This window comes from Acidomonas methanolica (assembly GCF_004346035.1).
In the GTDB taxonomy this organism is placed as follows: domain Bacteria; phylum Pseudomonadota; class Alphaproteobacteria; order Acetobacterales; family Acetobacteraceae; genus Acidomonas; species Acidomonas methanolica.
This window is the reverse complement of sequence record NZ_SLZN01000002.1, coordinates 70,231-93,514: the sequence shown is the minus strand read 5'-3', so window position 1 is coordinate 93,514 and position 23,284 is coordinate 70,231. Positions and strand designations below refer to the sequence as shown.

Here is a 23,284-nt window from a genome sequence, read left to right as displayed (position 1 = left end):
GCGGCCCTCACTGGTTTTCAATAGGCGTCTCGTGGCGAAGGAGGATGTCATGCGGCGGTCTGCGTGACCTCATGGAGCAGCCGCAGGACCGTGGCGAGCGGATAGGGCTTCGAGATCACGCGGTCGCGGGAGCGCAGTTCCCCGGCGAGGCCGTCGGCACCGGCGCTATAGCCGGTGGTGAAAATCACCGGCAGGTCCGGACGATCCGTCCTGGCGGCGCGGCTGAGAGATTTGCCGTTGCCGTCGGGCAGGGAAATGTCGGTGATCATGACGTCGATCACGGCTTCGGAGCGGAGGTAGGAAAAGGCTTCCGCGCAGCTTTCGGCTTCGAGAACGGTCACGCCGTCATCGTGCAGGAACTCGGTGAGGCAGGCCCGGATGAGGAAATCATCCTCGACGATCAGCACGCAGAGAGGACTGCTCATGTTTGCCCCGATTCATGCGGCTCGCGCGATAGGGTGTCTTCTGAACGCCTGTCGATGACGACCGGTTCGTTTCGAAATCCATGGGGGAGATCGCATGAGACGGAATGCGCGCCCGTCGAGGGCTGCGACAATCCCGTCCCTGCCACGCGGCGACGAAAAAGGGCCGTCCCCGGATCAGGCGGCTTTCATGGTCTCGGTGAGCGACTGGAGCACGGTCGACGGGTCCTTGTTCTCCAGCACGGCGACCTCGGAGACGAAACGCTCCTGCGCCGCCTCGAAGAGCTTGCGCTCGCTGAAGCTGCCGTCGAGACTGTCCACGTTGCGGCGCAGGTCGCGCAGGACTTCCGCGATCTGGATGAGATCGCCGGAATTGATCTTGTCCTGATAGGCGACGGCGCGGCGCGCCCACATGCCCTTGCTGACATGCGGCTTGCCCTTGATGATCGCCATCGCCTTGTCCACGATGTCGCGCGTGACGATCTTGCGCAGCCCCGCCTTCCGCGCCTTGGCGAGGGGGATGCGCAGCGTCATCTGGTTGCCGGGAAAGGAGATCTGGATCATCTCCAGCTTCGTGCCGGCGATCTCCTCCATGCCGATCCGGTCCACCCGGCCCACGCCATGCGCGGCGTAGACGATGGAATCGCCCTCGCGGAAAGGATCGTCGTCAGTGCCATGAGATTCCGCCTGGCTTGCGGTCAACGCGGCGGCGCTCCGCGCCATCGCGTCGGTCATCCCGCCCTTGGGATGTGTCTTGAATGTGCTCATGGCCACATCCTAGCACATTCGCGTCAGATTGTCTCGGAGACTCGTGCCGCTGTCGTTTCCCGGCGGCTTGAGGCGCCGGAACTCAAAGAATGTGTTCGCCCGCGAAACCGCGAACGATGAAGGAGACTGCGCGCCTGGTGGCATCGTCCAGCGCCGTCAGGGCGTTGAACAAAAGACCGTCGTGAACGTCGTTCTCGTCGCAGGCGCGCTTGAAGGCTTCGGCGCTGTCCACACGCGACAGGTAATCGCCGGCATCCCTCAACCAGGATTCGCACTTCTCGTGGTTGACGATGAGGGGCGTGAAGTATTCCCAGGCGAAGGCGCGCATCTTGTCCACGCCCATGGACCCTTCAGGGCTGAAGAACATATAGCGCCCCGTGCGGGGATGAGAGAAGGAGAGGGTGCCGTTACTATTGGCCCATACCTTGTAGGTTTTCACCGGCAGCGCACGTGGGTCTCCATTGATGGTGAGCCCTTCTCTTCCGGCTGAAAAAAGATGAACGTAATGACTTCCTCGGACATAGAGGGCGGATACCGGACAGGAATCCGCTTCAGTTGCGGTCAATTCCCCTGATCGGGTCGATAAATATTTCCCAAAGGAGTTTTTGATATGAAACACGATGAATTTATCGTCAGTTCCGTTGAATTGGTCATGAAATATGTTGCCGGCGGTCTTGTGAAAAGAAATCCAGCCGTGATCGAGTTCATGCAGTGCCGGGAGGTATGACGGATCGAATATCGCGACGGGAGCCGCGTCGCAGATCGTCTTCGCCTGCTCAAGAAAAGAAGAGGACACCGATCTGACGGTTCTCGCCATGTAATACGCTTGAATCCGAACGATGACGCCCATCCAATGGCGGAATTTTTCGATGTACAGAGGGTTTAATCCGGTCTCGACAGCATTGTATTCCGGGTTGTTGAGCACGGCATTGAGGGGATCTTCCGTGTTGCGGCGGATTTCCTCCAGATTGCGATCCCGTTTGACATAGTGTTCCAGTGATCTGGACTGATAGTGAAGCAAACGACCGCCTGCCCATGTGGGAGAGTCCGCAATAAATCCGCCATGTTCGTTGGTCCATGTGACCTCAGACCCTTCGCTATCTACGGAAATGCCCGTCACCGGGACGTTATGGACATAGTAGATGGGGCCCGAGAGGTGGCCAGGACGGAACACGACTTTCGTATGGCGGTTCCATCTCAGGTCGTTCCGCCCATGGCGGGTGTAATTGAGGAAGGGAGGTCCGGCGGGACGGCTGATGAATCCGTTCGTGCCGGCGCAGCACCAGTTGAACGAGACGAGTGAGATGTCGTCTCCACGTTCCGCGAGATGTGTCTTGATGTCCTTCCCGTACAGATCCAGATATTCGTCCGCGTCAAAAAGCGCGATCCAGTCGAATTCCGATCCATATCGTGCAACGGCGTCGTTATATGCCCGCACCTGACGGATATCGTGCTTGTCGCGATTGACGGCGTTTCTGTGGTAACGGATGTCCAGCCCGTCCTGCAGGGAAAGAATGACCGCTTCCGTCGCATCTTCGGAAAAGTCGTTATAGATGATGAAGCTGTCGAACCCTACCGCCTTATGCCATGCGATCCAGTAGGGCAGTTCGGCCTCCTCGTCCTTGACGACCAGACAGACGGCAACCTTCATCCTGCACACCCCATAGGACACTTGCACGCTCGCTCAAGGCAGGCAGGTCGTCCCGCCGAGAAGAGAAAGTTTCTTCCCGTGGGTATAGCGGCTTGAACGCCGCTTGCCGAGACGGAGGGGAGAAGGGTGTGTGCGTCTTCGCCACGTCTTCGCCACGTCTTCGCCACGTCTTCTCCCGGCCGTGCCTCTTACAGGAGAACGCCCCTCATCGGTTTTTCCGGCGGAGCGGGGTGCTGGCCGATCGGTTCGAGGAGGTCGATCTCGATGGTCCGGGCCATGGAGAGCATGGGCAGGGCATGAATCCCGGGGGCGAAAGGCGTTTGCAGATCGCGTCCGCTCTTGTCGAGCGCCTGAAAGAGGAAGCCGACGAGGCTGGAGCCGAGCGGCGTGATCCAGCCCAGAGTCTGCACGGCGGAAAGTGGCAGCACGGCGCAGAACAGATGTGTCACCATCAGCGGCAGGACGGAATATTGCACCGGCAGCGGCGTGTTGCGGATGCGTTCCAGCCCGCCCTGTGCGTTGGCGAGATCGACGAGGATGCGGTCGATGAAGCCGTGGGCGACCCCGTCGAGCCCGTCCTGTTTGATCTGACGCGCGACTTCGACGCCGATTTCGTAGAGCAGCGCGTTGGCCTTGTTCGTCCGCGCCATGACGCGCCGATAGAGGCCGGGGTCGAGCAGGCGTTTGGCGTCGGGACTGTCGGCGAGCCCCGCCAGCCCCATGCGGAGAAGATAGGGATAGGCCGCCATGGCGCGGGCGAGATCGGGCCGCGCCGCGATCAGGGTCGCGGCCTGACGCCCGAAGGAGCGCGTGTTGTTGACGACCGCGCCCCAGAGCGTGCGCCCCTCCCACCAGCGCGCATAGGCGGCGTTGTTCCGCACGCCGAGAAACAGAGCCAGAGCCGAGCCCATCAGGGAGATCGGCAGGGCAGGCTGCTCCATCCACTGCTGGTGATAGATCTGAAAGCCGATGACGACCACGACGTCCCAGATGGCAAGGATAAAGAGCGGCCGGAATGTCTCCCGGAGGAGAATCCACAAGCCGCGACTTTTATCGATGATCACGAGGCATATTCTCCCAAATCAGGTGCGGGCGCGCATGCAGACCGGCCCGCGTCAGAACGCGCGAGTCGGTCTCACGTTTTGCGCGCCGCCGCAACCGTTTGTGATGACAGCTCTTCGCAAGCCGGGGCGGGATGGAGTAACGTCCCGGCGCATATCCGGCTCGGATGGACTCGTTCGAGCGCGTGAGGATACGTTCGAAACAACGGCATGAGAGTCTGGGAGCAGGGTCAGGAGCGGCAGGAAAACCACGATGGAGACGATTTCAGAAACGGCGTGTTGTCGTGGGCGCGTCGGCTTCTACAGACACGCCTCGGAGGTTTTGAGGCTGGATGCGAAATTTGCCGTGTTTCTGCCCGAGGCGGCGCTGGGTGGCCGGCGCGTGCCTGTCATTCATGTTCTGGCCGGGCTGACCGGCACGGAAAAGACCTTCTTCACCAAGGCCAATGCGCTGAGATATGCGGCGAAGCACGGCGTCGCTCTCGTTGCGACCGATACGTCCCCGCGCGGCGCCGGTGTCGAGGGCGAGGACGGGTCTTATGATCTTGGCACCGGCGCGGGTTTCTACCTGGACGCCACGCACTCTTCCTGGTCGGCGCATTACCGCATGGGAAGCTATGTCGCCTCCGAGCTTCCGGCGTTCACCGAGGCGGCGTTCCCGCTCGACGGAACGCGGCGCGGCATCATGGGTCACTCCATGGGCGGTCATGGCGCGCTCGTCCATGCGCTCAGAAACCCGTCCTCCTGGCGCTCCGTCTCCGCCTTCGCGCCGATCGCCCATCCGGTCGTCGTGCCCTGGGGCGAGAAGAGTTTCGCCGCCTATCTCGGGCCGGACCGGGAAAGCTGGAAGAGCTGGGACGCGACGGAGCTGCTGCGGAGCGGCCATTCCCACCCGGCGACGATTCTGGTCGATCAGGGTCTGGATGACGAATTCCTTGAGCGGGAACTCAGGCCGCAGGATTTCGAAACCGCCGCCGCCGAGGCCGGACAGCCGCTCCGTCTGCGCCGCCATGCGGGGTACGCCCATGGCTACTGGTTCATCCAGAGCTTCGTGGAGGACCATCTCGCCCATCATGCAGCGATCCTGAAAGCATGAGGGTGCAGGCCTGCTTCTGGAGCGCGCTGGTTCTGCTTGCCGGCTGCGCCACCGTCGCCCCGCGGCCGGAGACGGCCCCGTTCGCTCCGGCGCGGCATGGCGATTTCGATCATGACACGCTGGCGCTCACCTGGCAGCCGGGATTCTGTTCCACGTCCGAAGGGTGCGAGGCCGACCAGCCTCATGCGCCCCTGATCGGGCTGCATGGACTCTGGGCCTCGGAGCCGCATGCGCTGGAGGGGCAGGGTGTTCCGGTTCAGGAGTGGTGGCGCAAGGGATGCCCGCTGCTTGAAGATGCGCCGGACGCGGCGCCGGTCCTGGAACCGCCGGTCGCGGAGAAGCTCTCGGCCGTCGTGCCGCATACCGCCCAGCCGCTCGTGCCGCATGAATGGAACAAGCACGCGGCCTGTTTCGGTTATGCCGCGACGCCCTTCTTCGCCAAGGCGCTGGCGTTGCGCGACCGTTTCGCACAATCCGCGCCGGGGCTCTGGCTTGTCGCGCATCAGGGCCGGGTGGTTTCGCATGAAGCGATGATCGCCAGCTTCGAGGCCAGCACTTTCGGGAGCGTCGGCGCGCGCCCCGTGGAGCGGGCGTTGCAGACCCAGTGTCGTTATGATCGCAAGGGACGGGTCGTTCTGACCCAGATCTGGTTCACGCTTTCGCCGAAGCATCTGGACGATTTCCCTGCCGCGGCGTCCTATGTGTCCTCGCCTGAAGCGCAGGACAACTGCCCGGCGCAATTCCTTATACCGCACTGGTAAGGGGCGCGCCGTCAGGCTAATCCCCCAGTACATGCAGCACCACCGTCCGCCTGTGCGGCTGGCGGCGGTGTTCGAAGAGGTAAATCCCCTGCCAGACGCCGAGGGTCGGCGCGCCGTGAGCCACGGGAATGGAAAGATTCACCCCGGTCAGCATGGTCCGCAGATGGGCGGGCATGTCGTCGGGCCCTTCATCGTCATGGATGTACTGTCTGTGTTCCGGCACCAGATCCTCGAAGAATGCCGCGATATCGCGGCGCACCGTGGGATCGGCATTCTCCTGGACGGTCAGCGACGCGGAGGTATGGGTGCACCAGAGTGTCAGCAGGCCGGTCGTGATCCCGGTCTCTTGCAGCCAGAGCCGGACGGGACGGGTGATCTCCGTCAGGCCCTTGCCGCGCGTCTCGATGGTGAGGTGGTGAAGCGCCTGCCGCATGACGGTCTCCCTCCGATGATCAGGTGACGGCGCGGCGGGCGCGATCTCAGCGCAGATAGCCGACGATGCGTTCCGCTTCCGCCACGATCGGCTCGGCGACGGCGCTTGCACGCGCCGCGCCGTCCCGCAGGACGGAAAGCAGATGGCCCGGATCGCCGAGAAGACGGCGCGTCTCCGCCGCCACCGGGCCGAGTTCCGCGACCAGACGCTCCGTCAGCGCCGCCTTGAAGGGGCCGAATCCTTCGCCGCCGAAACGCGCCAGCACCTCCGGCACGGTCTCGCCCGTCAACGCCGCGTAGATCGTCACGAGGTTGCGCGCCTCAGGACGGTTTTCAAGCCCGGCTTCCTCGGAGGGAAGGGGCTCCGGATCGGTCTTGGCGCGGCGGATCTTGAGCGCGATCTCGTCCGGCGTGTCGGTCAGTTCGATGCGGGACTGGGCGGACGGGTCGGATTTCGACATTTTCTTCGTGCCGTCACGCAGGCTCATGATCCGCGCGCTGCCGGGCGGGATCAGCCCCTCGACCATCGGGAAGAACGCCACGCCGTAATCATGGTTGAATTTCTGCCCGATATCGTTGGCCAGTTCGAGATGCTGGCGCTGGTCGTCGCCCACCGGGACGCGGGTCGCATGGAAGGCGTGAATGTCGGCGGCCATCAGGCTTGGATAGACATAGAGTCCGGCGGAATGGTTCTCGCGGTCCTTCCCCGCCTTGTCCTTGAACTGCGTCATGCGGTTCAGCCAGCCGAGGCGGACGACGCAGTTGAAGATCCAGCCCAGACGCGCATGAGCACTCACGGCGGACTGATTGTAGAGGATATGCCGCGCGGGATCGATTCCGGCGGCCAGCAGGCAGGCCGTCTGGCCCAGGGTCTGCTGGCGCAGGGAGTCGGGGTCTTGCCAGACCGTCAGGGCATGCATGTCCACGAGGCAGAAAATGCACTCATGGTCCTGCTGGAGCACGACCCAGTTACGGATCGCGCCGAGATAGTTGCCGAGCTGCGGGACACCTGTCGGCTGGATGCCGGAAAACACACGTTGCATGGCCGGTGTTTTCCGTCCTTCGCCGCCCGTGGTCAATGGGTTTCGGTTCCCCGCGCGGCGGCGTAGAAGCCCTGCACGTCATGCCACAATGCCGCGCGGCTGGCCGGGCGGGCATAGAGCATGTGGCCGCCCGGATAGAGATGTATGCCGATCCGGTCCGCGCCCACCGGGATGTGATCCCGCGTCCAGCGCGTCGTGCCGAAGGGGCAGGCCATGTCGAAATAGCCGTTGGCGACGAAAACATGCAGGGCCGGGTCAAGCGCCAGCAGCTTGCGCAGCACCGGAATCTGGCGGGTGGGGAAGGGGCCTTCGTCGGCGTATTTCCACGCGCCGTTCACCTTCATGCTCAGCAGGTCATAGGTGAGCGCGGTGCGGAAGCCGAGATCGTTGCCGACATAGCCGGTGAAGGCGTTGCCATAGGCGCGACCGAAGCCGGACAGCGTCATTTCCGGGCTGTTGGAATTGTCGATGCCGTCCGGATAGGGGTCGGCGATGGTCTGGGTGAAGTCGTACAGCCCATGCAGCCGCCCGTCGCGCGAGCGCACGTCATGCGCCATCGGGTCGAGCATCGCGCCTTCCTTGGCGACGACGTTTTCGGGGATTCCGGTCTTTTCGGCGACTTCGGCATAGAATCGCTTCGCCGCATCGCCCTGCGGGCGCGCATTGGCGATCGTCGTCAGATAGGGGCCGAGCGCGTAGCTGTAGGCGGCGTCGATGGCGGCGGGGGTCAACTGATGGGTCTCGTCGAGATGCGCCGCGATGAAGCTCGGCAGTGTCAGCGCCGCGCCGAGCGGATTGTCGGTGCTGTCGAGGAAGCCCATCTCGATGGCGGGCGAGATCATGACGATGCCGTTGACGATCAGGTTCTGTTGCTCCTGAAGCGCGTCGGCGACCTGGATCGAGCGGATGCCGCCGTAGCTCTCGCCGACGAGATAATGCGGCGAGGCTTCGCGCCCGTTGGCGCCGATCCACATCTGGATGACCTTGGCGAAGGCGGCGGCGTCCTTCTTCACGCTGTAATAGGCCTTGGCGGCGTTCTCCTCATCGACCGGGCGGGAATAGCCGGTGCCGACGGCGTCGATGAACACCATATCCGTCGCGGGGAGCCAGGAATCGGGGTTGTCCACGAGCTTCGCATTGGCGCCGTCCGTCGGGTCGTCGGCCGGGAAGCGCAATGTCTTCGGACCCGCCGCGCCGAGATTCAGATAGGCCGAGCCCGCGCCCGGGCCGCCATTGAAGAAGAAGGAGACGGGGCGCGTCCCCGGCTTCGCCCCATCCATCGTATAGGCGATGTAGAAGACTTTCGCGCCCGGCTTGCCTTGGTCGTCGCGCAGCAGAAGCGTGCCGGCATGGGCGGTATAGGCGATCTCCCTGCCATCGGCGGTCAGACGATGATGTGTGACGGAATCGGCGGGGAGCAGGCTCGCGGGACCCTCCTTGATCACGCCGTCCTTGACCGGGGAGGCTTCGGCGGTCCTGGCGTCCGGGGTCTTGGCGTCGGAAGGGGATTTGTCCGCGGCGAAGACCGGAAAGGTCAATGAGACGGAGGCGAGCAGAAGGGCGGGCAGGGCAAGGCGCACGTCGTTATCCTGAAAAAATGAACTGCGCCCAGTTCAGCCCAAGAGATGGAAGAATACAATATATCACATCAGACGATCATCAGGGGCCGTTTCCGAAGTTCCGCTTGAAGCATGGTCCGGAAACACCCATCTTCCGGGGATGTCCAGTCCCGCCCGCTCGACCCTGCCAGATCGCGCCGCCCAGACTCTTTCCGGGTTCCGGCCGGAGAGGTTGCCGCCCAAACCCAAGACGCGGCGGCTCGTCGTCAAGTCCGAATACGAGCCCGCGGGGGATCAGCCGACGGCGATCGCCGAACTCGTCGGCGGGATCGAGGCCGGAGAGCGCGATCAGGTGCTGCTCGGCGTCACCGGTTCGGGCAAGACCTTCACCATGGCCAAGGTGATCGAGGCGACGCAGAAGCCGACTCTGATCCTCGCCCCGAACAAGACGCTCGCGGCCCAGCTCTACGGGGAGATGAAGCAGTTCTTCCCCGACAACGCTGTCGAGTATTTCGTCTCCTATTACGACTATTATCAGCCCGAGGCGTATGTTCCGCGGTCGGACACCTATATCGAAAAAGACAGCCAGATCAACGAGCAGATCGACCGGATGCGCCATGCCGCGACGCAGGCCCTGCTCGAACGCAACGACGTGGTGATCGTGGCCTCCGTCTCCTGCATCTACGGCATCGGTTCGGTCGAGACCTACTCGCGCATGGTCGTCCGGCTGGAGACGGGAGGCGAGATCGACCGGGAGAAGCTCATCAAGGGGTTGGTTGAGCTGCAATATCGCCGCAACGACGCGAGTTTCGAGCGGGGCACGTTCCGGGTGCGGGGCGAACAGATCGATATTTTCCCCGTGCAGAACGAGGATCGCGCGTGGCGGGTCTCGCTGTTCGGCGACGAGATCGACGAGATCATCGAGTTCGATCCGCTGACCGGCAACAAGACGGCCGATCTCGCGGAAATCAGCATCTATGCGAACTCGCACTACGTCACGCCCCGCCCGACGCTCAACCAGGCGATGATCGGCATCAAGCAGGAGCTGCGCGAGCGTCTGGCGCAGTTCACGGCGGAAGGGAAACTGCTGGAGGCCGAGCGCCTGCAACAGCGCACGACCTTCGATCTGGAGATGATCGAGACGACCGGCGTGTGCAAGGGGATCGAGAACTACTCGCGCTACCTCTCCGGGCGAGGGCCGGGCGATCCGCCGCCCACGCTGTTCGAATATCTGCCGGAGGACGCGCTGCTCATCGTCGATGAAAGCCATGTCACCGTGCCGCAGATCGGCGGGATGGAGCGGGGGGATTTCGCCCGCAAGTCGATCCTCTCGGAGTTCGGCTTCCGTCTCCCCTCCTGCATCGACAATCGCCCGCTGAAATTCGAGGAGTGGGAGTCGTTCCGGCCCCAGTCCGTGTTTGTCAGCGCCACGCCGGGGCGGTGGGAGCTGGAGCGCGTGGGCGGCGTCTTCGCCGAGCAGGTGATCCGGCCGACCGGGCTGATCGACCCCGTGACCATCGTGCGTCCGGTCGAGGGGCAGGTGGACGATCTCCTCGCGGAGTGCCGCGTGACCATCGCGCAGGGCGGGCGCGTGCTGGTCACGACGCTGACAAAGCGCATGGCGGAGGATCTGACGGAATATCTCAACGAGGCGGGGATTCGCGTGCGCTATCTCCATTCGGACGTGGATACGCTGGAGCGGATCGAGATCATCCGCGATCTGCGTCTCGGCGCGTTCGACGTGCTGGTCGGCATCAACCTGCTGCGCGAGGGGCTGGATATCCCGGAATGTTCGCTGGTGGCGATTCTGGACGCGGACAAGGAAGGGTTCCTGCGCAGCCGCACTTCGCTGATCCAGACCATCGGCCGGGCGGCGCGCAATATCGAGGGGCGGGTGCTGCTGTATGCCGACAAGATGACGGACAGCCTGGATTACGCCATCGCCGAGACGGCGCGGCGGCGGGCGCGGCAGAACGAATGGAACGAGGCGCACGGCATCACCCCGCAAAGCGTGCGGACGAAGATCGGCGACGCGCTTGCCTCGGTGTTCGAGCAGGATTACGTCACGGTCGCGCCCGATTCGGGCGGAGACACGAAGGAATTCGTCGGCAAATCGCTGGCCGCCTCGATCACCGATCTGGAAAAACGGATGCGCGAGGCGGCCAGCAATCTCGATTTCGAGCAGGCCGCGCGCCTGCGTGACGAGATCCGGCGGCTGGAGGCGATCGAACTCGGGATCGAGCCGCCGCCCGTCGCATCGCCGCAACGGACGAGGCAGGATCGCACGCCGCGTCCGCTCGGGCCGGGCGGCGGCGGATATGACCCGGCGAAGCGCAAACGCGGCGGCGCGCGGGGAGGGGGAAGAGCGGGACGATGACTGAAACGGTTGGAGCTGAAGCACTCGGGACAGAAGCGGATGGACCGGAACGTGGCAGAGTGATCGAGCTTGCGCGAGGCGAGAGCCGGCTGGGCCTGTTGCCGGAACTGGGCGGCAGCGTGGCCTATTGGCGCGTGGCGGAGCGCGATCTCCTTGCCCCGCAGGCCGACCCCAACCTGCCGGCGCAGAAGGGCGCGGCTGTCGGCGCCTATCCGCTGGTGCCCTATTCCAACCGGATCGGCGGCGCGGCCTTTTCCTTCGAAGGGCAGGCGTTCAGTCTGGCCGGGAATTTCGTCGGCGAGGCGAACAGCATTCACGGCAACGGCTGGGAACATGTCTGGACGGTCGTCCAGTCCGACGCGGACCGCGCCATTCTCCTGTTCGATCACAAGCCCGAGGACGAGGCGCGCGCGAAGGAATGGCCCTTCGCCTATCGCTGCGTGCAGTCCTTCGTGCTGCATGACAACGGCTTCGATCTCGAAATCCTGGTGGTGAACCAGGATGCGCGTCCGCAGCCGGTCGGGTTCGGGGTCCATCCTTTTCTTGCCTGCTCCGCTTCGGCGACGCTGAGCTTCAAGGCGGGGACCGTATGGGAGAATGATGGCCGGAACCTGCCGGAACGGGCCGTTCCGGCGGAGGGCGCATGGTCCTTCGCCGCGCCGCGCGTGGTCGCGGGGGGAAAGATCGACAATTGCTTCGCGGGCTGGGCGGGGCGCGCGGAACTGGCGGAGCCCGAGCAGGGCTACGCGGTGACGATCGACGCGGACCCGATCTTCCGGCATCTCGTCGTCTACGCCGTGCCGGGGAAATCCTTCGTCGCGGTCGAGCCGGCCACGAACATGAACGATGCGATTCATCATCCGGACGTCCTGGAACGCGGGCTGCATGTGCTGGCGCCGGGCGAGCGGATTTCCGGCGTGATCCGCTTCCGGCTGGAGGACCGCCGTGGCTGAAGCCGGGACGGTGGCGTTGTCGCGCTATCTGAGCCCGGACGGCGCGGCGCGGATGCGGGCGGAACTGACGGATCTGCGGTTGGTCGAGCGGCCGAAGATCGTCGAGATCGTCTCCTGGGCGGCGGGGAACGGCGATCGGTCGGAGAATGGCGACTATATTTACGGCAAGCGCCGGTTGCGCGAGATCGACCGGCGCATCCGCTTCCTGTCGAAGCGGCTGGACCAGGCGGTGATCGTCGATCCGGCGGCGCAGTCCCTGCGGGACCGCGTGTTTTTCGGCGCGACGGTCGCCTACGTGGATGAGGACGACGCGGAACATCGCGTCACGATTCTCGGATGCGACGAGGTGGACACGGCGAGCGGGCAAATCAGCCTCGTATCGCCGCTCGCGCGAGCCCTGTTGCGAACCCGGGTCGGGGACGAGGTGACGGTGAACACGCCCGGCGGCGCGCGCGTGCTGGAAATCCTCTCGATCGGCTATCCGTAGGTCCGGCTTGCCAAGAGCGGGATACTTTCGGATAGAAGACGGGGCCGGAGAGACGATGCCGGAGAGAAGGGCAGGGCTTCGCCCTAGGGAAATCGCCGCATGACATTTCGTATCGCCGTCCAGATGGACCCGCTTGAGTCAGTCAATATCGACGGAGATTCCACCTTCGCGCTCATGCTCGAAGCGCAGCGCCGGGGGTATGAACTTTTCGTGTATGACGTGCGCGGCCTCCGGCTGAACGAGGGCGCGGTCACGGCAGGCGGGCTGGTGACGGACCGTTTGCAGGCGACGGCGCGTCCGGCGCGGGTGCAGCGCGTCCAGGGCGATCACGCGCGATTCGGCCCGGAGGAACTCATCGATCTCGGCGGAATGGATGTGATCCTGATGCGGCAGGACCCGCCATTCGACATGGGTTACATCACCGCCACCCATATGCTGGAGCATGTGCATGGGGTGGGCCCTGGGCGCGCGCTGGTGGTGAACGATCCCCGCTCGGTGCGGGATGCGCCGGAGAAGCTGCTGGTGATGCATTTCCCGGAGCTGATGCCGCCGACTCTGGTGACGTGGGACGTGCAGGCGATCGCGGCGTTCCGCGCCCGGCATGGGGACATCATCCTCAAGCCGCTCTACGGCAATGGCGGCGCGGGGATCTTCCGCATCCGCGAGGATGACGAGAATTTCGCCTCCCTGCTGGAGATGCATTTCAGCCGCTCGCGCGAGCCTCTCATGGCGCAGCGCTACGAGCCGCAGGTGCGGTTCGGGGACAAGCGGATCATCCTCGTGGACGGCGAGCCGATCGGAGCGATCAACCGCGTGCCGGCGCAGGGCGAGGCGCGGTCCAACATGCATGTGGGAGGACGGGCCGAGCGGGCGGTGCTGACGGAGCGGGACCGGGAAATCTGCGCGACGATCGGCCCGCATCTGCGTGAGAACGGGCTGATCTTCGTCGGCATCGACGTGATCGGCGCGTCTCTGACCGAGATCAATGTGACCTCGCCGACGGGCCTTCAGGAACTGGACCGTTTCGAGGGCATCAACAGCGCCGGGTTGATATGGGACGCGATCGAGAGACGGCTGGCGCGGGAATGAGGCCGGCCCACGCAATGCGCTCAGTTCTGGCGGCCGGTCGGCGCGCGTTCGAAGATGGGCGCGTCCTGCGGGGGGGCGCCGGGGAGTTTTCCGGTCATAGTGGCGGGAGCGGCGGGAGGCTTGTCCCGTTTGAAGCGGTTGGCCAGGGCCGAGACGATTTCCGCATGGAAATAGACGCAAATGATCGAGACCCACGCCAGAACCGAGAGAATGACGAGAAGTGTGATCAGCATGGTCTCGCGTGATCCGCTCAGGCTAAGGGAATGGAAATTATAGCCGCCCGAGCCGCCCGGGTGCAAACCGCCTCTCGCCAGCCGCCTCTTTATCGGGTAGTCGCTGTGCATCCGGCGGGGACGCGCGGGCCGGAGGAACATGACGGCACGAGCAGGAAAAGGAAGCCCGATGAAACGACCTGAGTTGTCTGCTGTCGGTCCGGATCAGGACCGCGAACTGGGCATGCACAGGCCGCACACTGCGTTGGACGCCGAGTCCGTCAAGGCGGCCTATCGCCGCTGGGCGCGGGTCTATGACAATGTGTTCGGAGGGGTTTCCGCCTTCGGCCGCCGCCGTGCCGTGGCGGCGGTGAACGCCCTGCCGGGCGCCCGGGTGCTGGAAGTCGGCGTCGGCACCGGCCTCGCCCTGCCGTTTTACAGTGGCGCGAAATCCATCACCGGCATCGATCTCTCGGACGCCATGCTGGACCGCGCCCGTGAGCGCGTGGTGCGGGAGCGGTTGAGCAATATCGACGACCTGCTCGAAATGGACGCGGAGCAGACGAGCTTTCCCGAGGCGAGTTTCGACATCGCCGTGGCCATGTTCGTGGCCTCGGTCGTCCCCCACCCCCGCCGCCTGCTGACGGAACTCAAGCGCGTGGTGAAGCCGGGCGGCCATATTCTCTTCGTCAATCACTTCCTCGCGCGCGGCGGCATGCGACTCGCCGTGGAGCGCGGCATGGCGCGGGCCTCGCGCTCGCTGGGCTGGCATCCTGATTTCGCGATGGAATCGCTCCTGCCGCCGGATGATCTCGCCCGCGCCGAGATCGTTCCCGTTCCGCCGGCCGGGCTTTTCACCTTGGTGACATTGCGGCACGAGGGGACTAAAGAAGGTCAAGCCGCCCTCGTGGCCTGAAGGCGGCGGAAGAGGAGATGGCCCCTCGCGACCGGACGAACGGGCGCGCGGCAGATCACGAGGACTGGGTTTTGACGCAGGCGAACTCGCTCGGGGACGCATCACGGCCGGCAAGCTGGGCCGACGGAGCGCTCTTTTTTGGACTTTCCGCACTGGCAGGCATGGCCGGCGGCATGCTGGCACTGGGCGGCGCGGACGAGTCGCTGCTGCTGCGCCATGGTTTCCTGCTCGATTTCTATGCCGTGCCGCTGGCGTTGCTGGGAGGATGCGGCCGCTGGCTACTGCCCGCCCGGCTCGGGATAGGCGGGCCGGTCTTTCCGGGATGTGACCGGGTGTGCTGGGTGATGCTGGCGCTGTCCGTCATGCTGATGTCGCCTGTCGGATCGTTCATTTCGTCCCATGACGCGCTCTACATGGGCGTGGCGCTACTGCTCTGGGCCGCCGGTCTTTTCGGACTGGCGCTCGGCACGGTGGTCACGGTGCTGGAAGAACGGCCGGGCCGCTTCGGCGATCTGTCGTTGTTCGTGTGGTCGCAGTTGCTCGGAGCGATGGCGCTCGTGATCGTCTGCCCGCTGATCGCGGCGGAGGTGACGCACGACCTGGCGCGGGCAACGCCGTCATCGGCCATATGGCAGCATCTTCTGACGCAGTGCAGGGCGCCGATGACGGCGCTAGCCCTGGTGCTCTCCTTCGGAACAGCGTGCGAGGCGCTGCCGCCTCTGCGCGCGGGGCGTGCGCTGCCTCTGCTTCTTGCCGTCATGGCGTTGCCGGGGCCGGTGCTCTGGGCGCATGATTATCTCGAAGGGGCCGCCTATCCGTTCTGGAGTGAGATCGTGTTCGGCGCGTTGCCAGCTCTGACATTCGTGGCGGTTCTGTGCCGGGACATGTGGGGCAAGCGGGTCGAGCTGGAACCCTTCGCCCTCTGGGCGATTGGCGCGCTCCTGTTGGGTTCGGCAGGCTGGGCCTTCCGCCTCTTTCAATCCGGGCTGGAGGATTTCCATTCCGCCGTGCTGTTCGGCGCGGTGTTCGCCGGGCTGGGGGGGTGCTACATGTGGATGCGCCGGGTGATGGGGCTCGACGCGCCACGCTGGTTCGAAGTGGGGCATGTGCTGTTGGCGGCGCTGGGAACGGTCTGCACCTTGTGGGGGTCGCCCGTGCTCGGCCAGTTCGGAGCGGAACTGACCAGCCTCGCGGTTCTGATCGTCATGCCTCTGGTGGCATGGGTGGCGTTCAGCCATGTGAGGGAACGCGCATGAGTGCCGCGCTGGAGATTGCTGCCCCGTCACGCGCTGGCGGACCGGGCGCGGCGGGGTCAGCGTTGCGGGACTGGCTGGCGCTCCTCAAGCCGCGCGTGATTTCCCTCGTCGTATTCACCGGCGTCGCGGGGATGGCCGTCGCGCCGCATTGGCCGCCCGTTGCGGCGGGGCTGATCTATATGGCCTGCATCTGCGCCGGCGCCGGCGCGGCCGGGGCGATCAACATGTGGTATGACCGCGATATCGACGCGGTGATGAAGCGGACCGCCGTGCGCCCGATACCGGGCGGTCGCATGGATGCCGATTCCGCGCTGGTCTATGGCGTCGTGTTGGCGGTGATTTCGGTCGTCGTGCTCTGGCTGGCGAGCAATGCGCTGGCGGCGGGCATCCTTGCCTTCTCCATCTTCTTCTATGCCGTGATCTATACGATGTGGCTCAAGCGCAGCACGCCGCAGAACATCGTGATCGGTGGGGCGGCGGGGGCTTTCCCGCCGATGATCGGCTGGGCGGCGGTGACGGGCGGCATGGCCGTGCTGCCGGTCGTGATGTTCGCGATCGTCTTTCTCTGGACGCCGCCGCATTTCTGGTCGCTGTCGCTCTACGCTTGCAAGGATTACTCGCGCGCCGGGATTCCCATGCTGCCCGTCGTGAAAGGGCCGCGTCACACGCGCTGGAACATCCTCGTCTATACTTTCATCCTCGGCGCCGTGACGCTGGTGCCGAGCGTGATGCGACTTTGCGGGCCGGTTTATACGGTCACGGCGGTCATGCTCGATCTCGGCTTCATCGCCTGCGCCTTCCGGGTGCTGTTCGACCGGCAGAACGAGCGCGGCGAGAGCCTGACCGGCGATCGTCCGGCAAAGTTCGCCTTCCGCTATTCGCTGGCCTATCTGTTCCTTCTCTTTCTGGGCCTGCTCGTCGATCGGGTGTTTTTCGCATGAACGACGCCAACCGGCGCGGCCGCATCTACGGGCTGGCGGCGGGGATCGCCCTGCTGGGCGCAATCCTCTTCACCATCGGCCTGCTGCGGCTTTGAGCGACAGGCGGGGGATTATCCCGCCTGCTGGATTGCCGAGAGAATCCAGTTGCCGCGCCCGTCCGCGCGAACGAACGTCCAGAGTTCCGTCACCATCATGGGCTCGGTCGCGCTGCCGTCGATGACATGGCCCAACATGTCCGTCGTGACGTCGGTCAGGCTGTACTGCATCGCGACGGTGGCGTAGGTCAAATTGCCCTCGCGCCAGGCTTCCGACAGGTCGCCGCGCTGGAAACGGACGTTCGACGTGACGTTGCGCGCGCCACGGCTCGCGTAATCGGCCAGTTGCTCGCTGAAATGGGACACCATCTCGGGCGTCGCCATCGTATTGAGCGCCCGGAGATTCTGCGCGCTCCACGCGGCCTGAATATCGAGCAACAGGCGCTCGAAGGCGCGATAATCATCCGGCGTGATGGTGACGCCGCCCGAGGGGGCGCGGTTCATTCCGGCGCCCGGGGACGAGGCGCTCCGGCCGCCCCCGAAGCGGCGCAGCAGCCAGACGACGATCGCGCCGATGATTGCGATCTGGATCAGAAAGCCGATGAACGAGAACAACCCGTGGACGCCGCCGAACAGCCCGTGGCCGGACAACAGGCCGAAGAGACCGGCTCCGAGAAGACCCCCGGCGAAGCCGGTCATGAACGGATGGCGGTTGACCATGCCATAGGGTCGGTTCATCGGATACGGCGTCGCGGGTGCGGCGGAGGGCATGGCCGAACGGGCGGTGAGACTGCGATCCATGGGGCGCACGAAATTCGGCGCCGTCGCGGTCGGTGGCGGCAGGCTGTAGGTGCGGCTGCCGCGACTGCCGAGAGAGGTGCCGCGACCGGGGCGGGCATCGGCCGGGTGCAGCCCCGCGCCGGCGAGGAGCGCCAATGCGGCGAGAGCGTGGATCAAGCGCATCCTGGATAACTCCTTCTTTCCGTCCGTCACGAGCCGGCGACCCGCATGCCGTCGATCCGCAACGTCGGCGCGTCGATGCCGCGCCGGAAGACGAGATCATCGGCGGCGCGCAGCGACTGGAACATCTCCAGAAGGTTTCCGGCGATGGTGAGTTCCGCGACCGGCTCGGCCAGTTGGCCGTTGCGGATCATGAAGCCGGACGCGCCCCGGCTGTAATCGCCGGTCAGCCCGTTGATGGAGGACCCCATCAGCTCATCCACCCACACACCTTCGACGATATCCGCGATCAACTCCGCGACCGGAGTCGCGCCGCCCGCCAGATAGAGATTGCTCGTTCCCGGACCCGGCGGCGCGCCCACGCCGCGCACGGCGCGTCCATTCGGCTTCAGCCCCAACTGACGGGCCGCGCGCGTATCCAGCACCCATTCGCGCAAGATGCCGTTCTCGACCAGGGCCAGGACCGAGGCGCGATGGCCTTCCCCGTCGAACGGCCGGGAGCGCAAGCCTCGGGGGCGAAGGGGGTCGTCAATAAGGCTGAGGCCCTGCGGCAGGATCGCCTCGCCCATTTTCGTGGCGAGGAATGAAGTGCCGCGTGCAATGGCCGCGCCGTTGATCGCCGAGACGAGATGCCCCGGCAGGCTTCCCGAGACGCGCGGGTCGAAGACCACGGGGAGTCTGCCGGTGCGCGGCTTGCCGGGATCGAGGCGGCGCACGGCTCGTTCGCCCGCCTCGCGCCCCAGTCTTTCGGGGGCGTCGAGATCGGCGAGATGGACGGTTCCGTGGCTGGCGTAGTCGCGTTGCATGGATTCGCCGACGCCCGCGAGGACGCTGACGCCCGCGCCGTGGCTGGTGCGGCTGTAGCTGCCGGTAAAGCCGTTGGTGTCGGCGAGGGTGACGCGACTCCGTCCATAGGACGCCGAGGCGCCGCTGGAATTCGTCACGCCCGTCACGGCCAGAGCGGCGTCCTCGACGGCGCGCGCCCGTTCGAGCAGGGCGGCGAGATCGGGCGCGGGACCGGGATCGGCCAGATCGAGCGCCGCTGCGTCCACACTGCCCTGATCTTCCGGATCGGCCAGACCGAGATAGAAATCCTCCGGCAGCACGCGCGCCATGGCGACGGCCTGCTCCGCCAAAGCGGCGAAGCGTGCGGGGTCGAGTTCGGTCGCCGAGACGGTGGCGGCGCGCTGGCCGATGAAGACGCGAAGTCCGATCGAGCTCGTTTCCGAATGCTCCAGCCCTTCCGGCACGCCCTTGCGACACATGGCGGAGACGGTGAGGGAGGAGATCGCGACGGCGTCCGCCTTGTCCGCCCCGGCCTTGCGTGCCGCCTCCAGCAGATCCCGGAGTTGCTGGGCCGTGTCGTCGCTCATGCGGCGAGTCTCGCGCGGATGGAGTCGAGGTCGGGCATTCCGGAGACGGGGCCGATGGCGGTCAGCGTCGGCGCGCCCGAGAAAATGCGTCGGGCCGCGGCGATGATGTCGGCCTCCGTCACCGCGTCGATCTTCGCCACCGTTTCGGCGGTGGGGATGACGCGGCCGTGAACCTGCAACTGCCGGGCGATCTGCTCGCAGCGGCTTCCCGTGCTTTCGAGCGACATGAGTAGCGAGGATTTGAGCTGGGCGCGCGCCCGGGACAGTTCCTCCGGCGCGATGCCCTGCGGCAGACGGTGCAGTTCGTCGAGCGCGACGGGAATGAGCTCGCGCGTCTGCTCCTCTCCCGTGCCCGCGTAGATCGCGAACAGCCCGCCGTCCAGAAAGGGTTGCGCGAAGGAATAGACGGAATAGACCAGCCCGCGTTTCTCGCGGATTTCCTGAAAGAGGCGCGAGGACATGCCGCCGCCGAGAATGGTCGAGAGCAGCATGACGGCGTGATAATCCGGGTCGCGATAGGCGGCGGAAGGAAAGCCGAGCAGGATATGGGCCTGATCGAGATCGCGCGCCACGCGCCGCTCGCCGCCCGTATAGCGGGCCTCCGCCGCAGGCGCGGTCTCATGGTCCGGCAGGTCGCGGAAATGAGTCTGGACGAGATCGAGCACCTGGTCGTGATGCAGGTTGCCGGCGGCGGCGATCACCATGTTCCGCGAGGTGTAATGCTCGCGCATATAGCCGGTGAGCGTCTCGCGGCTCATCCCGGCCACGAGGTCCTCGGTGCCGAGGATGGCGCGGCCCATGGGCTGGCCGGGATAGGCTGTTTCCTGGAAATGGTCGAACACGATGTCGTCCGGCGTGTCGTTGGCCTGGCCGATCTCCTGAAGGATGACGCCGCGCTCGCGCTCCACCTCCTCGGCGAGGAAGGTGCTGTGGGTCAGGATGTCGCCGATGATATCGACGCCGAGCGGCAGGTCCTCCTTCAGCAGCTTGACGTAATAGGCCGTTTGCTCGCGGGCGGTGTAGGCGTTGATATGGCCGCCGACATTCTCGATTTCCTCGGCGATGCGCGCGGCGCTGCGGGTCGTCGTGCCCTTGAAGGCCATGTGTTCGAGAAAATGGGAGACGCCATTCTCGGTCGCCTTCTCGTGCCGGGCGCCCGTCGAGACATAGGCTCCGAAGGAGACCGTCTCCACCCGTGTCATGCGCTCGGTGACGATGGTGAGGCCGTTGGGCAGGCGGGTGACGGAGATCGGATCGGTGCTCAAGCAAATATCCTGCGAAAAAAGGGGCAGAGGCGAATATGGGGCGGCGAGGCCGTGATCGCCAGCCTCCCCGTGTCTTTTGACCCTCAGCGCTATCCTAGCGCGCCGCAAGAAAAGCGCGAATATCCGACTGCACCGCGTGGAGATCGTTCGGCAGCGTGACGTAACGCTCCTCGCGCGTGAAGAGGTCGGACAGGCGGGGCGGGAGCGCGGGCGACATGCCGGTCGCCTCGCGCACGGCGTCAGGGAATTTCGCGGGATGCGCCGTCGCGGCGGCGGCCATCGGCACGCCGGTCTCGCGCCCCGCGCGCCCGGCGGCGAGGCCGATCGCGGAATGCGGGTCGGCGAGGTAGCGGCTTTCACGGAAGAGACGCTGCATTTCCGCCAGCGTCTCGTCATCGTCCAGCCGGAGCCCGGCGAAAGTTTCGCACGCCTTTTCCCACGCCGCCGGCGGAATCGCCATGTGGCCCGTCTTGCGGAATGCCGTCATGGTCGCGGCGCAGGCGGCGGAGTCGCGTCCGAGAAGTTCGAAGAGGAGGCGCTCGAAATTCGACGACACCTGGATATCCATGGAGGGAGAGAGACTCGGCTCCACGCCTCGGATGCTCATGTCGTTGCTGGACAGGAAGCGCGTCAGGATGTCGTTGCGGTTGGAGCCGATGCACAGACGGCGGACCGGCAAACCCATCCGTGACGCGGCCCAGGCCGCGAGCACGTTGCCGAAATTTCCAGTGGGTACGGCGAAGGAGACCGGATTTTCCGGCGCGCCGAAGGCGAGCGCCGCGCGGACGTAATAGGGAATCTGCGCGGCGATGCGCGCCCAGTTGATGGAATTGACCGCCGAAAGCCTCACCTCGTCCCGGAAGGGGAGATCGGCGAACATGGCCTTCACCATGTCCTGGCAATCGTCGAACGTGCCGTCGAGCGCGATATTGTGGATATTGGCGTCCCGGACGGTGGTCATCTGGCGACGCTGCACCTCGGACGTGCGGCCTTGCGGATGCAGGATGACGACGGAGACGCGGGCGCTGCCGCGGAAGGCCTCGATGGCGGCCGAGCCGGTGTCTCCGGAAGTCGCGCCGACGATGGTGACGGTCTCGTCGCGTTCGGTCAGGACATGGTCGAAAAGCCGCCCCAGCAACTGCATCGCCATGTCCTTGAAGGCGAGGGTCGGACCGTGGAAGAGTTCGAGCGCGAACAGCCCGTTCTCGATCTCCACCAGAGGCGCGATCGCGGCATGGTCGAACCCGGCATAAGCCTCGTGACAGAGCCGTTCCAGCGTCGGAAGGTCGAGCGATCCGGCCGCGAACGGCGCGATGACGCGTGCCGCCAGTTCGGGATAGGGCAGGCCCCGCAACGCGCGCCATTCCGTTGCCGGGAAATGGGGCCAGGATTCCGGCATGTAAAGGCCGCCATCCTCCGCGAGACCGGCCAGAAGACAATCGGAAAACGAGCGAGGGCGGGCGTCCCCGCGTGTCGAAATGTACCGCATATGAGGCTCATAACATGGCTGGGCGGATGCGTGGAGCGTTGCGTCAGGTACCGGGGCAGGAAATCTTCAGCACGGCGGGGCCCGCCGCAATCGGGACCAGCACTGTGCCGTCGGTGTCGAGTGAGGGCGCGCCGGCCCCGGCGAGGCGAGGATCGGCAAGCAGCCAGAGGGGATCGCGCGCGGCGGAGAAACTCAGAAGACGGCCCTCGGCGACGTCCATCATCAGCAACGTGCCGCGCGGCGTCATGACCAGGCCGCTCAATGTCGGCGTGTCGCGCCATTCGGCGGAGCCGTCCAGTTGCTCGACGGGCCCGATGGAGGGGTCCGTCAGCAGCTCCGTCGCAATGCGATAGAGCGGGCCGCACGGCGGCTGGTAGAACAGCCATGTTCCGTCGGGGGACAGGGCGAGCATCGCGACGTCGCGTTCCAGCACATGCCCGTCGCGCATCTGCGTCACGCCGCCGATGACGGTCGCCCGGCGACCGCGAAGGCTGGGATTGTTTTCCAGAAGTCGCCGTCCGGCATTGTTTCGCCGGTCGAAGACGATGAGGGCGGGGACACCGTCATCCGCCAGATAGATCAGCGGCCCATGAACGGCCATCGCACTGAGGTGAGAGGCGGGTCTGAGCAGCGCGGCAGGCAACGGCCAGCTATCCCGCACGCGTGAAGTCGCGCGGTCGAGGAGGTGAAGACTGGTGCCGTTCCCGGTCTTTCCCTGGCTGACGCACCAGAGTCCCCCATCCCCGCCGACCGTCAGAATGTCAGGCGCGACGATGCCGGGATCGAATGAGGTGACATGTCCTTGCTGATCCAGGCTTTGGAGGCCTGTCGTGTCGCCTTTCGCCGCGAGCCCGATCAGCCGTCCATCCTCGCCGGCGGCGACGGCGCGCCATGGATCGGACCCTGGCGGCAGGGTCCGGGTGTCGATGATCGAGGCGCGCTGTCCGGCCTCTGCCCAGGGACGATCCGCTCGGGCGGGGCGGGGTCTGGCAAGCAGGCCTGCTCCCAGAGTCACGCCCACTCCGTGCAAGGCCGCACGGCGGGACAAAGGACGAGAAGGCGAGGCGGGCATGGCGTGTTCTCGCGCCGTTCGGGATCGAACGCAAGGCTCTCCCTCTTGTGTCTGGTTATGGCGCCG

At 65.4% G+C, this 23,284-nt stretch carries 22 protein-coding genes; 9 read left to right on the top strand and 13 right to left on the bottom strand.

Features of this window, described 5'->3' with window-relative positions; genetic code table 11:
• Window positions 1-47 precede the first annotated feature (47 nt).
• The 4 genes from EDC31_RS02250 to EDC31_RS02235 all read right to left on the bottom strand — a co-directional run bounded on the left by EDC31_RS02250 (window position 48) and on the right by EDC31_RS02235 (window position 3,905).
• Window positions 48-425, bottom strand: a complete 378-nt coding sequence (locus EDC31_RS02250) for a response regulator (RefSeq protein WP_042057672.1) — start codon at window positions 423-425, stop codon at window positions 48-50.
• Between the two features lie 174 nt (window positions 426-599).
• The gene (locus tag EDC31_RS02245; RefSeq protein ID WP_042057670.1) at window positions 600-1,190 is read right to left on the bottom strand and encodes a CarD family transcriptional regulator; all 591 of its coding nucleotides are present in this window, start codon (window positions 1,188-1,190) and stop codon (window positions 600-602) included.
• A gap of 82 nt (window positions 1,191-1,272) precedes the next feature.
• The gene (locus EDC31_RS02240; protein ID WP_042057668.1) at window positions 1,273-2,841 is read right to left on the bottom strand and encodes a glycosyltransferase family 2 protein; all 1,569 of its coding nucleotides are present in this window, start codon (window positions 2,839-2,841) and stop codon (window positions 1,273-1,275) included.
• A gap of 188 nt (window positions 2,842-3,029) precedes the next feature.
• Window positions 3,030-3,905, bottom strand: a complete 876-nt coding sequence (locus EDC31_RS02235; protein ID WP_042057666.1) for a bestrophin family protein — start codon at window positions 3,903-3,905, stop codon at window positions 3,030-3,032.
• 250 nt (window positions 3,906-4,155) lie between these two features.
• Here EDC31_RS02235 and fghA point away from each other — a divergent pair, with 250 nt between their 5' ends.
• Together fghA and EDC31_RS02225 are read left to right on the top strand one after the other, a co-directional pair.
• Entirely contained in the window at window positions 4,156-4,998 is an 843-nt protein-coding gene (gene fghA, locus EDC31_RS02230) for an S-formylglutathione hydrolase (protein WP_042057665.1), read from the top strand.
• Window positions 4,995-5,759: a ribonuclease T2 family protein gene (locus EDC31_RS02225; RefSeq protein ID WP_042057663.1), complete on the top strand. Its 765-nt coding sequence runs from the start codon at window positions 4,995-4,997 to the stop codon at window positions 5,757-5,759. Before fghA ends, EDC31_RS02225 begins: the two co-directional genes overlap by 4 nt.
• Before the next feature lie 16 nt (window positions 5,760-5,775).
• Here the strand turns inward: EDC31_RS02225 and EDC31_RS02220 are convergent, their stop codons facing one another.
• From EDC31_RS02220 to EDC31_RS02210, 3 genes are read right to left on the bottom strand one after another with little or no spacing between them, the layout of a single operon-like run.
• Window positions 5,776-6,192: a secondary thiamine-phosphate synthase enzyme YjbQ gene (locus EDC31_RS02220; protein ID WP_042057661.1), complete on the bottom strand. Its 417-nt coding sequence runs from the start codon at window positions 6,190-6,192 to the stop codon at window positions 5,776-5,778.
• Between the two features lie 46 nt (window positions 6,193-6,238).
• Complete coding sequence (gene trpS, locus EDC31_RS02215) at window positions 6,239-7,234, bottom strand: tryptophan--tRNA ligase (protein ID WP_042057659.1); 996 nt, start codon at window positions 7,232-7,234, stop codon at window positions 6,239-6,241.
• A 32-nt stretch (window positions 7,235-7,266) separates the two neighbouring features.
• Window positions 7,267-8,814, bottom strand: a complete 1,548-nt coding sequence (locus EDC31_RS02210) for a S10 family peptidase (RefSeq protein ID WP_042057658.1) — start codon at window positions 8,812-8,814, stop codon at window positions 7,267-7,269.
• Between the two features lie 139 nt (window positions 8,815-8,953).
• On the opposite strand from EDC31_RS02210, the gene uvrB reads away from it, so the two are divergent.
• From uvrB to gshB, 4 genes are all read left to right on the top strand, one after another.
• On the top strand, window positions 8,954-11,170 hold the full coding sequence (uvrB, locus tag EDC31_RS02205; RefSeq protein ID WP_042057656.1) for an excinuclease ABC subunit UvrB: 2,217 nt from the start codon (window positions 8,954-8,956) through the stop codon (window positions 11,168-11,170).
• Window positions 11,167-12,123, top strand: coding sequence for an aldose 1-epimerase (locus EDC31_RS02200; protein ID WP_239641613.1), 957 nt, complete (start codon window positions 11,167-11,169; stop codon window positions 12,121-12,123). Before uvrB ends, EDC31_RS02200 begins: the two co-directional genes overlap by 4 nt.
• Window positions 12,116-12,610 (top strand): transcription elongation factor GreB, encoded by a 495-nt coding sequence (gene greB, locus EDC31_RS02195; RefSeq protein ID WP_042057652.1) that lies wholly within the window; start codon window positions 12,116-12,118, stop codon window positions 12,608-12,610. The genes EDC31_RS02200 and greB overlap by 8 nt, the downstream gene beginning before the upstream one ends.
• A 99-nt stretch (window positions 12,611-12,709) precedes the next feature.
• Window positions 12,710-13,699, top strand: a complete 990-nt coding sequence (gene gshB / locus EDC31_RS02190; protein WP_042057650.1) for a glutathione synthase — start codon at window positions 12,710-12,712, stop codon at window positions 13,697-13,699.
• A 20-nt stretch (window positions 13,700-13,719) separates the two neighbouring features.
• On the opposite strand, the gene EDC31_RS02185 is transcribed toward gshB, so the two are convergent.
• Complete coding sequence (locus EDC31_RS02185; protein ID WP_132126889.1) at window positions 13,720-13,932, bottom strand: hypothetical protein; 213 nt, start codon at window positions 13,930-13,932, stop codon at window positions 13,720-13,722.
• Window positions 13,933-14,155: 223 nt separating this feature from the next.
• Here EDC31_RS02185 and EDC31_RS02180 point away from each other — a divergent pair, with 223 nt between their 5' ends.
• The 3 genes from EDC31_RS02180 to EDC31_RS02170 are packed head-to-tail and all read left to right on the top strand — an operon-like array spanning window position 14,156 to window position 17,024.
• Complete coding sequence (locus EDC31_RS02180; protein ID WP_042057689.1) at window positions 14,156-14,827, top strand: class I SAM-dependent methyltransferase; 672 nt, start codon at window positions 14,156-14,158, stop codon at window positions 14,825-14,827.
• A 17-nt stretch (window positions 14,828-14,844) separates the two neighbouring features.
• Window positions 14,845-16,083 carry a heme-copper oxidase family protein gene (locus EDC31_RS02175; protein ID WP_042057647.1) on the top strand — a complete coding sequence of 413 codons (1,239 nt, stop codon included), beginning with the start codon at window positions 14,845-14,847 and terminating at the stop codon, window positions 16,081-16,083.
• Window positions 16,047-17,024, top strand: a complete 978-nt coding sequence (locus EDC31_RS02170; protein ID WP_408735056.1) for a heme o synthase — start codon at window positions 16,047-16,049, stop codon at window positions 17,022-17,024. Before EDC31_RS02175 ends, EDC31_RS02170 begins: the two co-directional genes overlap by 37 nt.
• A gap of 110 nt (window positions 17,025-17,134) precedes the next feature.
• On the opposite strand, the gene EDC31_RS02165 is transcribed toward EDC31_RS02170, so the two are convergent.
• The 5 genes from EDC31_RS02165 to EDC31_RS02145 all read right to left on the bottom strand — a co-directional run bounded on the left by EDC31_RS02165 (window position 17,135) and on the right by EDC31_RS02145 (window position 23,161).
• Window positions 17,135-18,022 carry a Tim44 domain-containing protein gene (locus EDC31_RS02165; RefSeq protein ID WP_042057643.1) on the bottom strand — a complete coding sequence of 296 codons (888 nt, stop codon included), beginning with the start codon at window positions 18,020-18,022 and terminating at the stop codon, window positions 17,135-17,137.
• Between the two features lie 26 nt (window positions 18,023-18,048).
• On the bottom strand, window positions 18,049-19,392 hold the full coding sequence (locus EDC31_RS02160) for a TldD/PmbA family protein (protein WP_042057641.1): 1,344 nt from the start codon (window positions 19,390-19,392) through the stop codon (window positions 18,049-18,051).
• Window positions 19,389-20,657: a M16 family metallopeptidase gene (locus tag EDC31_RS02155; protein ID WP_261753694.1), complete on the bottom strand. Its 1,269-nt coding sequence runs from the start codon at window positions 20,655-20,657 to the stop codon at window positions 19,389-19,391. The genes EDC31_RS02160 and EDC31_RS02155 overlap by 4 nt, the downstream gene beginning before the upstream one ends.
• A gap of 94 nt (window positions 20,658-20,751) precedes the next feature.
• Window positions 20,752-22,146: a threonine synthase gene (thrC, locus tag EDC31_RS02150; RefSeq protein ID WP_042057639.1), complete on the bottom strand. Its 1,395-nt coding sequence runs from the start codon at window positions 22,144-22,146 to the stop codon at window positions 20,752-20,754.
• A gap of 43 nt (window positions 22,147-22,189) precedes the next feature.
• Window positions 22,190-23,161, bottom strand: a complete 972-nt coding sequence (locus EDC31_RS02145) for an L-dopachrome tautomerase-related protein (RefSeq protein ID WP_052511815.1) — start codon at window positions 23,159-23,161, stop codon at window positions 22,190-22,192.
• Window positions 23,162-23,284 lie beyond the last annotated feature (123 nt).

Bases quoted from the DNA above. Each gene is read 5' to 3' on its own strand.
- EDC31_RS02245 (WP_042057670.1), bottom strand. From the start codon at position 1,190: ATGAGCACATTCAAGACACATCCCAAGGGCGGGATGACCGACGCGATG.
- EDC31_RS02225 (WP_042057663.1), top strand. From the start codon at position 4,995: ATGAGGGTGCAGGCCTGCTTCTGGAGCGCGCTGGTTCTGCTTGCCGGC.
- gshB (WP_042057650.1), top strand. From the start codon at position 12,710: ATGACATTTCGTATCGCCGTCCAGATGGACCCGCTTGAGTCAGTCAAT.
- EDC31_RS02240 (WP_042057668.1), bottom strand. From the start codon at position 2,841: ATGAAGGTTGCCGTCTGTCTGGTCGTCAAGGACGAGGAGGCCGAACTG.
- fghA (WP_042057665.1), top strand. From the start codon at position 4,156: ATGGAGACGATTTCAGAAACGGCGTGTTGTCGTGGGCGCGTCGGCTTC.
- EDC31_RS02165 (WP_042057643.1), bottom strand. From the start codon at position 18,022: ATGCGCTTGATCCACGCTCTCGCCGCATTGGCGCTCCTCGCCGGCGCG.
- EDC31_RS02175 (WP_042057647.1), top strand. From the start codon at position 14,845: ATGGCCCCTCGCGACCGGACGAACGGGCGCGCGGCAGATCACGAGGAC.
- EDC31_RS02180 (WP_042057689.1), top strand. From the start codon at position 14,156: ATGCACAGGCCGCACACTGCGTTGGACGCCGAGTCCGTCAAGGCGGCC.
- EDC31_RS02250 (WP_042057672.1), bottom strand. From the start codon at position 425: ATGAGCAGTCCTCTCTGCGTGCTGATCGTCGAGGATGATTTCCTCATC.
- EDC31_RS02220 (WP_042057661.1), bottom strand. From the start codon at position 6,192: ATGCGGCAGGCGCTTCACCACCTCACCATCGAGACGCGCGGCAAGGGC.
- EDC31_RS02200 (WP_239641613.1), top strand. From the start codon at position 11,167: ATGACTGAAACGGTTGGAGCTGAAGCACTCGGGACAGAAGCGGATGGA.
- EDC31_RS02160 (WP_042057641.1), bottom strand. From the start codon at position 19,392: ATGAGCGACGACACGGCCCAGCAACTCCGGGATCTGCTGGAGGCGGCA.
- trpS (WP_042057659.1), bottom strand. From the start codon at position 7,234: ATGCAACGTGTGTTTTCCGGCATCCAGCCGACAGGTGTCCCGCAGCTC.
- EDC31_RS02170 (WP_408735056.1), top strand. From the start codon at position 16,047: ATGGGTGGCGTTCAGCCATGTGAGGGAACGCGCATGAGTGCCGCGCTG.
- thrC (WP_042057639.1), bottom strand. From the start codon at position 22,146: ATGCGGTACATTTCGACACGCGGGGACGCCCGCCCTCGCTCGTTTTCC.
- uvrB (WP_042057656.1), top strand. From the start codon at position 8,954: ATGTCCAGTCCCGCCCGCTCGACCCTGCCAGATCGCGCCGCCCAGACT.
- EDC31_RS02185 (WP_132126889.1), bottom strand. From the start codon at position 13,932: ATGCTGATCACACTTCTCGTCATTCTCTCGGTTCTGGCGTGGGTCTCG.